General features: G+C 74.9%; 12 protein-coding genes. 5 read left to right on the forward strand and 7 right to left on the reverse strand.

The annotated features are described in order from the left end of the window. Positions 1-6: 6 nt before the first annotated feature. Together ACH5AR_RS29825 and ACH5AR_RS29830 are read right to left on the reverse strand one after the other, a co-directional pair. Entirely contained in the window at positions 7-1,242 is a 1,236-nt protein-coding gene (locus tag ACH5AR_RS29825) for an aminotransferase class I/II-fold pyridoxal phosphate-dependent enzyme (protein ID WP_396304640.1), read from the reverse strand. Between the two features lie 2 nt (positions 1,243-1,244). Further along, positions 1,245-2,156, reverse strand: a complete 912-nt coding sequence (locus ACH5AR_RS29830) for an HpcH/HpaI aldolase/citrate lyase family protein (RefSeq protein ID WP_396304641.1) — start codon at positions 2,154-2,156, stop codon at positions 1,245-1,247. Positions 2,157-2,443: 287 nt separating this feature from the next. On the opposite strand from ACH5AR_RS29830, the gene ACH5AR_RS29835 reads away from it, so the two are divergent. Then, positions 2,444-4,237 carry a hypothetical protein gene (locus ACH5AR_RS29835; RefSeq protein WP_396304642.1) on the forward strand — a complete coding sequence of 598 codons (1,794 nt, stop codon included), beginning with the start codon at positions 2,444-2,446 and terminating at the stop codon, positions 4,235-4,237. Positions 4,238-4,538: 301 nt separating this feature from the next. Continuing rightward, the gene (locus ACH5AR_RS29840) at positions 4,539-5,618 is read left to right on the forward strand and encodes an inosamine-phosphate amidinotransferase 1 (RefSeq protein WP_396304643.1); all 1,080 of its coding nucleotides are present in this window, start codon (positions 4,539-4,541) and stop codon (positions 5,616-5,618) included. Positions 5,619-5,669: 51 nt separating this feature from the next. On the opposite strand, the gene ACH5AR_RS29845 is transcribed toward ACH5AR_RS29840, so the two are convergent. Further along, positions 5,670-6,503 (reverse strand): SAM-dependent methyltransferase, encoded by an 834-nt coding sequence (locus ACH5AR_RS29845; RefSeq protein ID WP_396304644.1) that lies wholly within the window; start codon positions 6,501-6,503, stop codon positions 5,670-5,672. A 194-nt stretch (positions 6,504-6,697) separates the two neighbouring features. Between ACH5AR_RS29845 and ACH5AR_RS29850 the strand changes: the two genes are divergently transcribed. Next, on the forward strand, positions 6,698-7,543 hold the full coding sequence (locus tag ACH5AR_RS29850; RefSeq protein ID WP_396304645.1) for a PIG-L family deacetylase: 846 nt from the start codon (positions 6,698-6,700) through the stop codon (positions 7,541-7,543). 77 nt (positions 7,544-7,620) lie between these two features. On the opposite strand, the gene ACH5AR_RS29855 is transcribed toward ACH5AR_RS29850, so the two are convergent. The 4 genes from ACH5AR_RS29855 to ACH5AR_RS29870 form a co-directional block, all read right to left on the reverse strand. After that, positions 7,621-8,820, reverse strand: a complete 1,200-nt coding sequence (locus ACH5AR_RS29855) for an aminotransferase class V-fold PLP-dependent enzyme (protein WP_396304646.1) — start codon at positions 8,818-8,820, stop codon at positions 7,621-7,623. 12 nt (positions 8,821-8,832) lie between these two features. Continuing rightward, the gene (locus tag ACH5AR_RS29860; protein ID WP_396304647.1) at positions 8,833-10,167 is read right to left on the reverse strand and encodes a pyridoxal-phosphate dependent enzyme; all 1,335 of its coding nucleotides are present in this window, start codon (positions 10,165-10,167) and stop codon (positions 8,833-8,835) included. Further along, positions 10,164-11,648 carry a Y4yA family PLP-dependent enzyme gene (locus ACH5AR_RS29865; protein WP_396304648.1) on the reverse strand — a complete coding sequence of 495 codons (1,485 nt, stop codon included), beginning with the start codon at positions 11,646-11,648 and terminating at the stop codon, positions 10,164-10,166. Before ACH5AR_RS29865 ends, ACH5AR_RS29860 begins: the two co-directional genes overlap by 4 nt. Positions 11,649-11,823: 175 nt before the next feature. Further along, a complete protein-coding gene (locus tag ACH5AR_RS29870; RefSeq protein ID WP_396304649.1) occupies positions 11,824-12,582 on the reverse strand; it encodes a class I SAM-dependent methyltransferase in 759 nt (252 codons plus the stop codon). A 286-nt stretch (positions 12,583-12,868) separates the two neighbouring features. Between ACH5AR_RS29870 and ACH5AR_RS29875 the strand changes: the two genes are divergently transcribed. Both ACH5AR_RS29875 and ACH5AR_RS29880 read left to right on the forward strand, forming a co-directional pair. Next, positions 12,869-13,813 carry an ABC transporter ATP-binding protein gene (locus ACH5AR_RS29875; protein WP_396304650.1) on the forward strand — a complete coding sequence of 315 codons (945 nt, stop codon included), beginning with the start codon at positions 12,869-12,871 and terminating at the stop codon, positions 13,811-13,813. Beyond that, positions 13,810-15,192 carry an ABC transporter permease gene (locus ACH5AR_RS29880; protein WP_396304651.1) on the forward strand — a complete coding sequence of 461 codons (1,383 nt, stop codon included), beginning with the start codon at positions 13,810-13,812 and terminating at the stop codon, positions 15,190-15,192. The genes ACH5AR_RS29875 and ACH5AR_RS29880 overlap by 4 nt, the downstream gene beginning before the upstream one ends. The last annotated feature ends 1 nt before the right edge of the window (position 15,193 follow it).

The raw sequence follows: 15,193 nt of genomic DNA on the forward strand, positions 1-15,193 counted from the left end.
CCCGGGTCAGAGGTCGGCGGTGAGGTCCTTGACGTGGCCGGCGAACTCGCGGATCAGCCGCTCGTCCATGTCGGCGCGCAGCATCAGCCGCAGCCCGGCCTCGCCCCTGGGCACGATCGGGAAGAACACCGCGGAGCTGTAGAAGCCGCGCTCGAAGAGCTGGGCGGAGAGCTTGACCGCCCGCTCGGCCTCCCCGACGTCGACCCGGCGCACCGGCAGGCCGTTGCCCGCGAAGGCGGTCGGCAGCAGCTCGTCGAAGAGCTCGATGTTGCGGGCCAGCGCCGCCTGGAGGTCGGCCAGTTCGGGGGAGCGGTGGATGGCGGCGCTGGCCAGTGAGGCGCCGACCATCGGCAGCGGGATGTTCTGCGACCAGCCGATCGGGCCGGCGTGCCGGTGCAGGAACTCGAACTGCTCGCGGTTGCCGAGCATCGCGACCCCGCCGCTGGTGCCGAAGGCCTTGCCGAGGCTCGCGGTGATCACCGTCAGCGGGTTCATCTCCAGCCGGGAGCGGATGTAGCCCTCGCCGCGCCCGCCCGCGATGGACAGCGAGTGGGAGTCGTCGATGTAGAGGAACAGCCCGTAGCGGTCCTGGAGTTCGAGCAGGCCGTCGAGGGCCGCGGTGCCGCCCATCGAGTAGGCGCCGTCGGCCACGTAGGCGACCCTCGGGTACTTCCGGCAGACGTCCTCCAGGTAGTCCAGGTCGTTGTGCGGACAGGTCAGCACCAGCGACTCGTCGGCGCAGACCGGCTTCATGTACGCCATGCAGAAGTGGCAGAAGCGGTCGAAGACCATCACCCGGGGGCCGCCGCCGCCCTGGCAGGTGCCGTCCAGGTGGCCCGAGGCGATCAGCGGCAGGATGCCGGCGGTGAGCGTGGTACAGGACGCCCCCGGCAGGATGTGCGCGCCGAACAGCTCGCCGAGCTCCTCCTCCAGGCGCACCAGCAGGTTGTGCCGGACCCGGGTGGTGGAGAGGACGAGCGAGGTGCCGCGGGCCTCGCCCAGCGCGTCCACCGCGCCGGCCAGTACCGAGGGGTGGTTGTTCAGGCCCAGGTACGAGCAGGAGACCATGTTGGCGAAGGTGTGGCCGCTCTCGCGGACGACCAGCCGGTTGTTGGACTCCGAGTCCACCGTGACGCCGATCAGGCCGTGGGCGGCGGCCGCCTGCCAGACCGGGTCGGCGCTCGCCAGCATGGCCTCGGCGTTGCGGTACCGGCGCGGGCCGAGGATGGTTTCTTCGGTCATCGTCACTTCTCCGTCACGGGGTTCGGGGCGTGGGTGGGCGCGTGGTCCCGCCGGTCGCGCGGACCGTCGGGCCGGGGCGGGTCGAACTGCTCGATCAGGCGCTGCGAGGCCTCGAAGAACGGCATGCCGACCATCACCCCGTCCACCACGGTGACCGAGCGGCCGTTCTCCGCGCCCGCCGCGACCACCCGGCGGGCGCGCTCCAGGAGTTCCTCGCCGGGGCTGAAGGTCTCGTTGATCAGCGGGAGTTGGCGCGGATGGACGGCGATCTTGCCGCTGAAGCCGAAGTCCCGGGCGAGCCCGGCCTCCCGGCGCAGCCCGGCGAGGTCGGTGACCTCGAAGAACGGCGCGTCCATCGCCTCCACCCCGGCGGCGCGGGCGCTGTTGACCACCCGGGAGCGGGCGTGCGCCAGGGCCTCCCAGGAGAGGCGGGCGCCGACCGCGAAGGCGTAGTCGGCCGAGCCGAAGACCAGCCCGCGCAGCCGGTGCCCGGCGGCCGCGATCTCGGGCGCGCGCTCGATGCCCAGCGGCGTCTCCACGACGGCCAGGAACTCCGTCTCCGGGCAGTCCGCGCCGAGCGCGCCGGCGGCGATCTCGATGTCCCGGGGCGACTCCGCCATCGGGACCAGCACCAGGTCCGGTTTGACGCCGTACCGGGCGATGGCGACCAGGTCGCGCAGGCCCTCCGGCCCGGACAGGCAGTTGATGCGCACCGCGCTGCGGGCGAGCTTGGTGGAGGGCAGGGCGAAGAACTCCTCGGCCAGCCGCCGGGCCTCCTCCTTGCGGGCGGGTGGGACCGAGTCCTCCAGGTCGACCATGGCGATGTCGGCGCCGGACTGGTGGCTCTTGGTGTACCGCTCCACCGCCATCGCGGGTGTGGACAGCAGGGAACGGCAGTACCGCGTGAACCTCATGGATGTCTCCGAAGTCAGCGAAGGCTGCGGCTTCCGGTTCTATCCCACCGGCATTGTTCGGTGCCGTGCGGCTGGACATTGAACATCAACTCGGAACAACCGACCCGCACGCACCGTTGTTCGGCGCCAACGGTGCTGTGCATGATGAAACAACGGGGGGATGGTGACGAGGCACGCGCGAGGCGTGTGGCGCGTGGGCACTCGAGTTTCAGGACACCGCTTCAACGGAGAAGGGGGCCGAAGTGCCGCGTCGGGAAAGTCCATTGGAGCCCGGAGACGGGCCGCTGGTGCGGTTCGCAGGCGATCTACGGGCCCTGCGGGAACGCGCCGGCCTCCCGCCGTACCGTCAACTCGCCCTCCGGGCCCACTGTTCCGCGGCCAGCCTGTCGGTGGCCGCGGGAGGCCGGCGGCTGCCGAGCCTCGCCGTCACCCTGGCCTATGTGCAGGCCTGCGGCGGGGACGTGCGGGAGTGGCGGCACCGCTGGCAGCTGCTCGCCGCCGAACTGGCCGCCGACACCGCAGCCCGGCAGCGCGCCCAGGACGTCGGACGGGCCCCCTACCCGGGCGCGGCCGCGTTCGAGGCGGCCGACGCCGAGCGGTTCTTCGGCCGCGAGGCGCTGCTGGACCGGCTGCTCGCCCTGCTGGCCGAACGGCGGCTGGTGATCGTCTCCGGGCCGTCCGGGGTGGGAAAGTCCTCGCTGGTCAGGGCAGGTCTGCTGGCGCGGCTGGGCTGGCCCCCCGCCGGGGGCGAGGCGGTCGACAGACCCGGGGCCGGGGGCGGAGCGGGCCGGCCCCCGGCCGACGGCGGTGTCCCGGTGGCGCTGCTGACACCCGGTGAACGACCGATGGAGGCGTACGCGCTCGCGCTCGCCCGGCTCGGGCAGCGGGCCGGGGGGACGACGCGCGGCGCGCCCGCACCGACCGCGGGGGACCCGGTGCTGGTGGTCGACCAGGCCGAGCAGCTGCGCACCCGGTGCCGGGACGCGGCCGAGCGGACGCGCTTCCTGGACGCGCTGGTGGCGACCGCCACCGGCATCCCGGGCGAGGCACCGGACGGGCTGCCGGCGGCGCCGACCCGCTGCCGGGTGGTGCTGGTGGTCCGCTCGGACCACTGCGGACCGCTGCTCGCCGAGCACCCGGGCCTGGCCGGGGCCGGCCGCCAGGGGGTGCTGGCGGTCGGGCGCCCGGCGCCGGACGAGTTGCGGCGGGCGATCACCGAGCCCGCGTCCCGCTCCGGCTGCACGGTCGAGGGCGCCCTGCTGGCCGTCCTGATCTCGACGGCCGCCCAGCAGCCGGGTGCGCTCCCGCTGGTGTCCGCGGCCCTGCTGGAGACGTGGCGGCGGCGCAGCGGCAACGCGCTCACCCTGGCCGGGTTCCAGGCCACCGGCGGGTTCGAGGGCGCGCTGGCCCGTACCGCGGAGGCGCTGTACAACGGCCTGGAGGCGGCCGACCGGGCCCGGGCGCAGGCGGTGTTCCTGCGGCTCGGCGGGGAGCCGGCCGGGGCCGGTGAGGACGCCGTCGGCGGGGCGACGGCCCTGGGCGGTGCGCTGCTGCCGGGCGGTGGGGCGCTGCCCGGCGGCGAGCTGGTGCCGGGCGGGGAGGAGGGTGCCCGCACGCCCGCCCGGCGGGCCGAGTTCGACGATCCCGGTGTGCCCGAGCTGATCGAACGGCTGGTGCGGGCACGGCTGGTGGTGGTCGACCGGGACACCGTCGAACTCACCCACCAGGCGCTGCCGCAGGCCTGGCCCAGGCTGCGCGGCTGGCTCGCGGAGGGCCGGGAGGCGCTGGGCGAGCAGCGCCGGCTCACCGCGGCCGCGCGCGGCTGGGCGGCCGCCGACCGGGATCCGGGGCTGCTGTTCCGGGGCGTGCGCCTGGAGGAGCTGATGCGCCGGGTGGCGGCCGGCGAGCTGGCCGCGGCCGGGGTGGAGCGGGCCTTCCTGGCGGCCTCGGCCCGGGCGGCCGTCGCCGACCGGCGCCGGGCGCAGCGGCAGAACCTGGCGGTGGCCGGGGTCGCCGCGGCGGGCGGGGCGCTGCTGGCGCTGGCCGGAGGGAGCCGGTTCCGCCGGGCCTGGCGGGGGTGAGCGGGGCGCCCGGGCGGTCCGCGGTGTTGGTGAGCCTCGGAGGGAAGGAACGTGAACAACGGGCGGACCGGCCGGCGGCGGGTGTCCGGCACCGATCACGCTCCTTGCGTCGCTCTCGGTGCTCCGGGTAGCTTGACGAACGATCCCGGCCCTTCGTCACAGCGAATCCGCTTGCCCCGTCGGTGATTTCCCGTACGCCGTGGTCGGCCGCAGCCGGCCCGGCGGTCAGTCCGCAGGGTTCCGGTCCGCCGCCTGCGCCGCCCGTCCCCGCGTTCCCCCAAACCCGTGCCAAGGGAGAGTCATGTCCGAATCGGCCCGTCCGGTCCACAGCTGGGACGAGTTCACCACCCTGCGCGAGATCGTGGTCGGGACCGCCGCCGGCGCCCGGCTGCCCGAGCAGACCGAGCCGTCCTCCTGGCTGTCCTGCTTCCCGAAGACCGACGCCGCCGGCCTCGCCGCGATCGAGGCCGGCCCCTACCCGCAGCAGGTCGTGGAGGAGACCGAGGAGGACCTGGCGGCGCTGACGGCCACCCTGCGCGGCCTCGGCGTCACCGTCCACCGGCCGGAACCCGTCGACCACGCCGCCGAGTTCGCCTCCCCGCTGTGGAACGCCGACGGCGGCTTCCACTCCTACTGCCCGCGGGACCTCACCCTGGTCGTCGGCGAGACGCTGATCGAGGTGGCCAGCCCGATGCGGCAGCGCTACTTCGAGGTGTTCGGCCTGCGCGGGCTCTTCCAGGACTACCTGCGCCGCGGGGCGCGCTGGCTGGCCGCTCCCCGGCCGCGGCTGGCCGACGAGCTCTTCGAGTTCGACGAGCGGGGCCTGCCGCTGCTCGGCGAGGCCGAGCCGGTCTTCGACGCCGCGAACGTGCTGCGGCTCGGCCGGGACGTGTTCTACCAGGTCTCCCGCAGCGGGAACGAACTCGGCCTGCGGTGGCTGGAGTCCACCCTCGGCCTGCTCGGCGACGGCGGGCTGCGGCTGCACCCGCTGCGCGGGGTCTACGGCTACACCCACATCGACAGCACCATCGCGCTGCTGCGGCCGGGGCTGGTGCTGCTCAACCCCGAGCGGATCGGCCCGGACACCGTGCCGGAGCCGCTCAAGGGCTGGGACGTGCTGTGGTGCCCGCCGGCCGAGGCCTGCGGCGAGGCGCCCGCGCACGCGCTCAGCGAGAGCTGGATCAGCATGAACCTGCTGATGGTCTCCCCGGACACGGCGATCGTCGAGTCCGGCCAGGAGGGCCTGATCAAGCTGCTGGAGCACGCCGGGATCACCGTCCTGCCGCACCGGCTGCGCCACTCCCGGGCACTCGGCGGCGGGTTCCACTGCGTCACCCTGGACATCCGGCGCGACGGCGGACTGGAGGACTACCTGTCCTGAGCCGCGGCCGGCGGGCCCGGCCGCGGCTCCACGGGGCCGGGCCCGCGCCGGTCAGGGCTTGCGGGCCAGCGCGCAGGAGATCAGCCGCTCCCACACCGACAGGTTGCGCTCGTCGGAGGGGAGCTCGGCGGGGTCCTGGCCCGGGGCCGGTTCCGGCCGCCACAGCGAGCAGGGCACCAGCCCGGGGGCGAGCAGTTCGAGGCCGCCGAACAGCCCGCGGATCTCCTCGTCGGTGCGCCAGCGGCCGCGGCCGAAGCTCTCCTGGAGCTTCCGCTCCATCCGCGCGGTCTCCGCGCTCCCGACCGTCCCGGCGGACCGGAAGTGGGAGATGTGGACGAGGCTGCCCGACGGCACCCGCTCCGCCCACCAGCGCACCAGGTCCGCGGGCCGCCGGGCGTCCTCGATGTGGTGCAGGACGGCGCTGAAGACCACGCCCACCGGCTCGTCGAGGTCGACCAGCCGCCGGACGTCGGGGTGGCGCAGGATCTCCTCGGGCTCCAGCAGGTCCCCCGCGACCAGCGCGGTGCGGGGATCGGCGGCCAGCAGGGCCCGGCCGTGGGCGAGCACGGTCGGGTCGTTGTCCACGTAGACGACGCGGGCGTCGGCGACGTGCCGCCGGGCGGCCTGGTGCACGTTCTCGGCGGTCGGCAGGCCGCTGCCGAGGTCGACGAACTGGCGGATGCCGCTCTCTGCCATCGCGCCCACGGCGCGGACGAGGGCCCGGCGGTTGGCGAGCGGCATGACCGCCGAGCCGGGCAGGTCCCGGAGGAAGAAGTCGCCGACCTCGCGGTCGACGGCGTAGTTGTCCGTGCCGCCGAGCAGGTAGTCGTACACGCGGGCGATGCTCGGTGTCGACTCGTCGATGCTCGCGCTGTGACCGGTCATGGGAACCAACCCGTCGCTGGGGGCCGCTGTCGAACCGATCGTAGGCGGACGGCCCCGCCCGGGCTCGTCGGCCCGCGGGCGGGAATGCGCGGACCCGTCCCGGGTGTTCCGTCCCGCGCGGACACCGCGAGCGACCACCCGGTCCGGGTGGCGCAGACTGGGCGGGAACTCTTCACACCGGAGGATGGATCTTCATGGCTGACCGGCCCCTGACGCTGATGGCAGTGCACGCCCACCCCGACGACGAGGCCACCGGGACGGGCGGTGTCCTCGCCCGGTACGCGGCGGAGGGCATCCGCACCGTCCTCGTCACCTGTACCGACGGCCGGTGCGGTGACGGCCCGGGAGGGGTCAAGCCCGGGGAGGACGGGCACGATCCGCAGGCCGTCGCGGCGATGCGGAGAAAGGAACTGGAGGCCAGCTGCGAGGTGCTGAACGTCGATCACCTGGAGCTGCTGGAGTACGCCGACTCCGGGATGATGGGCTGGGCGGCCAACGACGCGCCCGGCTCGTTCTGGAGCACGCCGGTGGCGGACGGCGCCGCCCGGCTCGCCGAACTGATGCGGCACTACCGGCCCGACGTGGTCGTCACCTACGACGAGAACGGCTTCTACGGCCACCCCGACCACATCCAGGCCCACCGCATCACGATGGCGGCACTGGAGCAGGTGGCCGACCCGGCGGCGAAGGTCTACTGGACGACGGCCCCGCGCTCGGCCATGCAGCGGTTCGGGGAGGTCATGCGGGAGTTCGGCGCGGACTGGGAGGAGCCGGATCCTGCGGCGGCGGCCGAGCAGCCGGAGATGGCCGAGATCGGCCTGCCGGACGAGGAGATCACCACCTGGGTGGACACCACCGCGTTCGGCGGCCGGAAGTTCGACGCGCTGGCCGCGCACGCCAGCCAGGGGGAGAACATCTTCTTCCTGAAGATGGGGCGGGAGCGGTTCACCGAGCTGATGGGCATGGAGACCTTCGTGCGGGTCAGGGACACCACCGGCGCGGCCGTCCCCGAGAACGACCTCTTCGCGGGCCTGCGCTGAGCCCGGGCTTGCGCTGAGCCCGGGCGGCCAACGCCGGACCCGGGCCCGCGCCGGACCCGGGCCCGGGCACCCGCGCCCTACAGCCCGCGCAGCACGGAGAGCAGCAGGTCCACCTCCTCCGGACTGTTGTAGACGTGCAGGCTCACCCGCACCGAGCTCTCGCGCTCCCCGGCCCGCGCCTGGCAGTGGCCGTCCGCGCGCACCATCAGGCCGTGGCTGGCGAGCACGAAGCCCAGGTCGTTGGAGCCGATCCCGCGGTGCCGGAAGGTGACGATGCCCTCGCGGCGCTGGACCGGGGAGTCCGCGGCCAGGCTCCGCTGGCAGCCGAGCACCTCGTACGGGGCCAGGGTCCGCAGCCCGTCGGTGAGCCGGGCGGCCAGGGCGCCGCTCCACCGCTGCACGCGGTCGGGGCCGGCGCCGTCGAGCCAGTCCAGCGCGGCCTCCAGGCTGGCGATCCCGCAGGTGTTGGGGGTGCCGGCCCAGCCGCCGGGGGCGAAGGCCGGGCCGCGGGTGTTGCGGGCCCACACCGCGCCGGTGCCGGGCAGGGCCATCGCCTTGTGGCCGGAGAAGACCACGAAGTCGACGTCCAGCGCGCCGACGTCCACCGGCAGGTGGCCGACGCTCTGCGCGGCGTCCAGGCAGATCGGCACGTCCGGGCCGACCGCGGCCCGGATGCGGTGGACGTTCATGTCGCCGCCGTACACGTGGTGCACGTGGGTGGCGGCGACGAACGCCGTGCGCGCGGTGACGAGGCCGGCCAGCGCGCGGTGGTCGTAGTCGTGCGAGGCCGGGTCGTAGGGCAGTTCGTGCACGGTGACGCGCACGCCCTGGCGGGCCAGCAGCTGCTGCGCCTCCGTCCAGGGCAGCGCGTTGGCCTGGTGGTCGGCGAACGGCACGATGATCTCGTCGCCGTCCCGCAGGTGGTGGGGGAGCCAGTCCCGGGCGATCGCGCGCAGCCCCTCGGTCGCGCCGCTGACGAAGTGGACGCCGGAGCGCCGCAGCGGGGCCGGGTCGCCGAGGAAGCGGGCGACCCGCGCGCGGGTGCGGTCGACCAGCGCAGTGGTGGCGTTGGCCCAGGTGTAGGTGCCGCGGCCGGCGTTGGCGTTGGCGGTGGTCAGGTAGCGCTGCACGGTGTCGAGCACCGCCCGCGGCTTCTGGGAGGTGGCCGCGCTGTCGAGGTAGGCCTGGTCGGGGTGGTCGGTGATGATGGGGAACTGCGCCCGCAGCTCGCGGTGCCAGTCGTGGAGTTCTGCGAGGGTCGCGTCGGGGGTGGTCACGGTCGGCTCCGCTCAGGTCCGGACCAGCGGGGCGCCCGCGTCGCGCCAGGCGATGACGCCGCCGGCCAGGCTGCGGGCGTCCCGGTGTCCCATCCGGGTGAGCAGCGCGGCGTACGCGGCCGACTTCTCGCCGACCGGGCAGGCCAGCAGCACCGGCTGGTGGGTCCCGAACGGCAGCCCGCCGTGCAGGAGTTCGTCGAACAGCTCGTCGACGATGTTGATCGAGCCCTCGATGTGCAGCGCCGCGTACGCGAACGGGCCGCGCAGGTCCACCACCAGCGGCCGCTCCTCGGCGATCCACTTGCGCGCGGCGTCGACCTCGACGACCCGGGCGGCGGCCAGCTCGGCCGGGGTCACGCTGCCCACGGTGTTCGGCCGGGCGGGCCGGTCGAACAGCTCCGGGCGCCGCTGCCGGATGTAGCTCAGGTAGCTCTCCACCCGGTCGCAGACGATGAAGACGGCGGTGCGCCGCTCGCCCGTCCCGCGCTCCGTCAGGGCGTCGTCCACCGGGCGCAGGTGGCGCAGTGCGCCGAAGAAGGCGCCGCCGCCGGTGGGGCCGGCCGGCAGGGCGCAGCGGCGGATCAGGGTGAGCATGCCGTCGATGGCCTGGTCGGCGCTGACCGGGGCGATGGAGTCGTAGGTGGCCGGGTCGAACAGCCCGACCTCGTGCACCTCGTCGATGGTGCGGATGCCGGGGATGAAGTCGGACTTGTGGGCGACCAGCCCGAGGACGTCGACCGCCGGGTCGTGGGCGCGCAGCGCGGCCGCCACGCCGGTGGAGGAGCCGGCGGTGCCGACGCAGGCGACGAAGTGGTCGGGGGCGCGGCCGTCGAGGTCGCGGACGATCTCCGGCCCGGTGCCGGTGAGGTGGGCGTCCAGGTTGAGCGGGTTGTAGTACTGGTCGGTGTGCAGATAGCCGGAGTCGGCCGCGGAGATCATCCGGTGGATGCGGGTGAGCGGGTCGTCGGTGTCGGTCGGGTCGAGGCACTCGGTGCGGCCGGGCAGCTCCTCGATCTCCGCGCCCAGCAGCAGGAGCAGGTCCTTGACCTCGGGGACCCGCATCCGGTTGGTGACGCTCTTGAAGGGCAGTCCGTGCAGCCCGGCGATCAGGGCCAGCGCCTTGGCGGTGTTGCCGCTGGACAGCTCCACGACGGTGTCGCCGCGTTCGACGGCGCCGGGCAGCGCGTCCCGGGTCATGTGCCAGGCGGCGCGGTCCTTGACCGAGCCGAAGGGGTTGAGCATCTCCAGCTTGGCGTACAGGTCGATGTGGCGTAGGCCGGTGACCGCCGGGTCGATCCGGACCAGCGGGGTGTTGCCTATCGCGTCGGTGATGCTGTCGTACCTCATGCCTCTTCGTCCCCCCGGTGTCCGGCGCCCGCCGTCACGTCGACGGGCCAGTACTCCTCGTCCAGGCGCCACCGCCAGGCGCCGTCCTGCCGGTACGCGGCGACCTTGCGCGCGACGGGCTGGCGCAGCGCCTCGCCGGCGCCGAAGTCCATCAGGTACCCCGCGGTGTTGGCGAAGGCCAGCAGGTCGCCGGGGGCGGGCAGGCGCGGCAGGAACACCGTCCGCCGGGTGATCAGGTCGGTCTCCAGGCAGAGGTTGCCGATCAGGTACACCCCGACCGGCCGCTCCGGCGCGGCGGGGGTGCCCGGCCGGGGGAGCAGCAGCGGGTCCATCAGCACCCCGTGCTCCTCCAGTCCGACGTCCCGGGCGTTCATCTCCAGGCGGACCAGCGGCTCGCCACCCGGTGCCCGCCGGACCTCCAGGACGCGGGCGAGGGTGGCGCCGCACTGGTCGGCCAGCGCCCGGCCGGGCTCCACCGCGAGGTCGTACAGGTGCTCCAGCAGCAGGGTGCCGAGCGGCCTGCCGAGGGTGGGCGCCGGGTGGGAGAGCAGCTCGTCCAGGTAGGCCTCGGCGGCGACCGGGCGGTGCGCCGGGTAGAGGCCGAGGGCGCCGCGCAGCCGGCCTGCCTCGGCGCGCAGCCCGTAGGCGTGGCCCTGCCAGGTGAGCGGGGGCCGCTTGCCGAGGACGGCCTCGGTGAGCGCGGTGGTGTAGCGCTCCCACTGGGCGGCGTGGGCGAGGTAGCCGACGCCGAAGCCGCCGCCGATGTCGACGGTGTGCGGCCGCAGGCCGCGGCGGTGGCACTCGTCCAGCACGGTGACGCAGGTCTCCAGGGCGACGGCCTTCTCCGCCACGCCGGTGGTGTCCAGGTGGTAGGCGACGCCGGTGGGCTCGACGGCGTCCCGGTGGCGTTCCAGGGCGTCGAGCAGGTCGCCGAGCGCGCCGACGTCGGTGCCGAACCGGCTCGGCCGGGTGAGCACGGTGACGCCCGGCGCCCGGAAGCCGGACAGCCGCGGCATCACGCGCACCGGGGGCAGTGCGTGCCCGCGCACCAGCTCGGCCAGGGCGTCGAGTTCGGCGCGCGAGTCCAGGTGGACGGTGGCGCCGGTGCGGGCTGCCAGCCAGAGGTAGGCGCCGTTCTTCGGGCCGGTCGCGACGATCCGCTCGGGCGGGCAGCCGGCCCCGAGCGCGTGCTGGAGTTCGGCGAGCGAGGCGACGTCCACGCCGGCGTCGGTGGCGGCGAGCCGGCGGACGAGGGCGCTGGAGCGGTTCGCCTTGTGGGCGAAGTGGATCCGGCCGGTGAGGCGGTGCTTGCGGTAGACGGCCCGGAACCGGTCCAGGTTGTCGGCGATCCGGTCGGGCAGGAGGACGTTGAGGGGGGAGCCCAGGGCGTCGGTCAGCGTGTGCAGGAGGTCGCGTTCCTCCAGGAGGGAGCGGAGCGGGGTCTCCAGCCGTGGTTCGAGATACAGCGGTAAGGGCCGCATGCGAAACCAGCTCTCCGTGAGAAGTCGGCGGGACGGGGTGTGCGGCAGGGGCGTCGGCGACCGAGGGAAACGCTAACCCTTTCCCCCGGTGATCGACAGGGCGCTTCGTGTCACGCCCTGGCAAAGACCGTGCCCATCCGGAAATGGGCACTCCGGAACAGCGGTTGACGGGCCATCAGCGCAGTGCGACCAGCACCGAGCTGGTGCCGTACTGCCACACCGGCCCGGCCTGGCGGAAGCCCGCCTCGCGCAGCAGCTCGCCGTGCCGGGCCGCGGAGAGGCCGTTGCCGGGGCCGTCGGTCGGCGGCAGCTGCCGCTCGCGGGCGGTCAGCAGGTCGGCGAACTCGGGGACCCGCCCGGCCGCGGCCCACCACTGGGACCAGTCCTCGGCCGCGCCGGTGCCCTTGCGCTGGGCGCGCAGCCGGCCGATCGCGAGGGCGAGCTCGGCGAGCGGCCGCTCGTCGGGGATGAGGTGGTCGCCGTTGACCAGGATGCCGCCGGGGCGCAGCGCGCCGGCGAGGTCGCGGTAGATCCCGAGCAGGGCGTCCGGCGGCGGGTAGTGCAGCGCGGTGGTGGAGACCACGGCGTCCAGCGGGCGGTCGAGGGCGAGCTCCCCGATCCAGCCGGGGCGGCCGATGAGGGTCTCGACCCAGCGCGCCACCCGGGGGTGCCGGGCCCGGCCGAGGGCGAGCAGCAGCGGGTCGATGTCGACCGCGACGATCTCGGCGTGCGGCAGGCGGGCCGCGACGCGGGCCGACAGCGATCCGGGGCCGCTGCCGAGGTCCGCGACGAGCGGCCGCGGGCGGTGGCCGACGGTCTGCTCCAGCACGTCGGCGATGACGGTGAAGCGCTCCTCGCGCTCCACGGCGTACCGCTCCTGCTGGCGCTCCCAGCGGTCCACCCAGGTCCCGGCCAGGGCGGCGTCTACTCGCATTCCGACTCCCGCCGTGTCCGTGCGCGTTCGGGGTTTCGCTTTCTGCCAGTGTTTGTCATGTTCATCCAGCTCTGCAAGCGGGGTGGCGTGGGAATCCAGCGAAACGATATCCGTTTTCATTAGATGGTTTCCACTCGGTTCACCCGGTTCCCACCCGGCACGCCCCCGGCGCGGACGCAGGACCGCCACAGCGCGGGCCGCTGCTGTTCCCGCGGAGTTCAACCGGGCGCTCCTGACGGCACGCGGTCAGCCCCCTAGGTTCCCGGGGGAACAGCGAGAAGGAGCCATGAAGGAAAGCCAACCTGCCGTACGGGCACGGGGACTGACGAAGACTTTCGGCGACGTGGTCGCGCTCGACGCCGTCGAGCTGGAGCTGGCCCCCGGGCGGGTCCACGGGCTGGCCGGGCCCAACGGAGCCGGGAAGACCACGCTGCTCGGGCTGCTGCTCGGGCTCGCCCACGCCGACGACGGCGAGCTGGAGGTGCTGGGCCGGCCGCTCGGCCGGTCCCTCCCGGCGCCGCACGGGGTGGCCGGCTTCGTGGACGGACCGGGGCTGTACCCCTCGCTCACCGCACGCCGCAACCTCGCCGCGCTGGCCGCCCTGCGCGGCCACGACGGCCGGGCCGCCCGGATCGACGGGGTGCTCGCCGAGGTCGGGCTGAGCGAGGTCGCCGACGACCGGGTGCGGGGCTTCTCGCTCGGCATGCGCCAGCGCCTGGGACTCGCCGCCGCGCTGCTCACCGAGCCCCGGCTGCTGGTGCTCGACGAGCCGTCCAACGGCCTGGACCCGGCCGGCAAGCAGCACGTGCACGGGGCGCTGCGGCGGCTCGCCGACGACGGCGTGACGGTGGTGCTGTCCAGCCACCGGATGGACGACCTGGAGGCGCTCTGCGACGAGGTCACCATCCTGGCCGCCGGGCGCGTCCGCTTCCGCGGGCCGCTCGGCGAGCTGGCCGCGGACGACCGGGCGCTGGACCACCGGCTGCTCACCTCCGACCCGGCGGCCGCCCGTCGGGTGGCCTCCGGCGTCGCCGGGGTGCGGGTCGCCGAGCGCGCCGGCACCGGGCGCGCCGCCGACACGCTGGTGGTGCACGCGCCGGGCCCGGCCGTCGAGGAACTGGTGGCGGCGCTGGTGCGCGCGGGCGTACGGGTGCGCGAGGCCGCCCCGCTGGTCCCGCCCCTGGAGGCGGCGTTCCTCGCCCTGACCGAGCAGCAGGAGGACGGACGGTGACCACGACCACGGCCGCCCGCGCGGTGGCCGCCCACGGGCCGGGCCCGGTGCCGCTGGGCCGGGTGTACCGCTTCGAGCTGGTCAAGCTGCTCGCGCAGTGGCGGATCAGGCTGCTGGCGCTCGCCTGCTGGAGCGCGCCGGGCCTGTTCACGGCCGCCGTCGCCCAGCAGGGCACGCTGCCCTCCGACACCCTGTTCGGCCGCTGGATGCACGCCACCGGCTGGGCCGGGCCGCTGGTGGTGCTGGGCTTCGCCGGCTCCTGGGCGCTGCCCCTGCTGACCTCCGTCGTCGCGGGCGACGTGTTCGCCGCCGAGGACCGGCTCGGCACCTGGCGGCACCTGCTGGTGACGGTCCGTTCACCGCGGCGGATCTTCTGGGCGAAGGCGCTGGCCGGCACCACCGTGATCGTGCTGCTGGTGGCCGGGCTGGCGGCGTCGAGCACGGTCGGCGGCCTGGCGGCGGTCGGCGACGAGCCGCTGGTCGGCGTGGACGGGCACCTGCTGGCGCCGTCCGACGCGGCCGGCGCGGTGCTGCTGGCCTGGGTGTGCGCGCTGGCGCCCACGCTCGCCCTGGCCGCACTCGGCCTGCTCGGCTCCGTCCTGCTGGGCCGCTCGCCGATGGGCCTGCTGGTCCCCGCGCTGGCGGCGGTCGCCATGCAGCTCGCCCAGGTGCTGCCGCTGCCGGTGGCGCTGCGCCTCGCCCTGCCCGGCTACGCCTTCGTCGCCTGGAACGGGCTGTTCGCCGAGCCCGGCCGGCCGGGCGAGCTGCTGATCGCCGTGGCGGTCAGCCTGGTCTGGGCGGCGGCCGCCACCGCGGCGGCCCGGCTGCTCTTCCTGCGGCGGGACTTCACCACCGGCAGCGAGGACGGGGTGGGGCGCCGCGCCCTCGCCTACGGGGCGCTGCCGCTGGCCGGACTGCTCGCGCTGACCACCGGCGCGCTCGCCGCGGCCACCCCCTCGACCGGCTCGGGCATCACGCAGGAGAAGGTGCAGCAGGAGGTCGCCACCGTCTTCGCCCACCTGTACCGGCTCCAGACCGAGCAGCTGCACCGCCCCGCCGTGACGGAGCCCGAGCTGCGCGCCACGGCTGCCTGCCTGCGCGGCGACGGTCAGGTGGAGCCGCAGGGCGCGGGCAACGACTGGCGCTGCGTGGTCACCTGGCACCTGCCCGGGACGGACGCGCCGGGCACGGCCGTCTACCAGCTGGACGTGGCCCCGGACGGACGGCTGACGGCCGACGGCGACGGCCCGAAGGAAGTCAACGGCTACTTCCTGGTGCGCACCCCGGCCGGGGACGCGCCCAACCCGCTGTGGCAGTTCGACGGCCAGGTCGGACTGCTCGCTTCCCCGAGAGACACGACCAACCCCAAGAAGGGCTGAC

This window comes from Kitasatospora sp. NPDC018619, assembly GCF_044391605.1.
Classification (GTDB): Bacteria; Actinomycetota; Actinomycetes; order Streptomycetales; family Streptomycetaceae; genus Kitasatospora.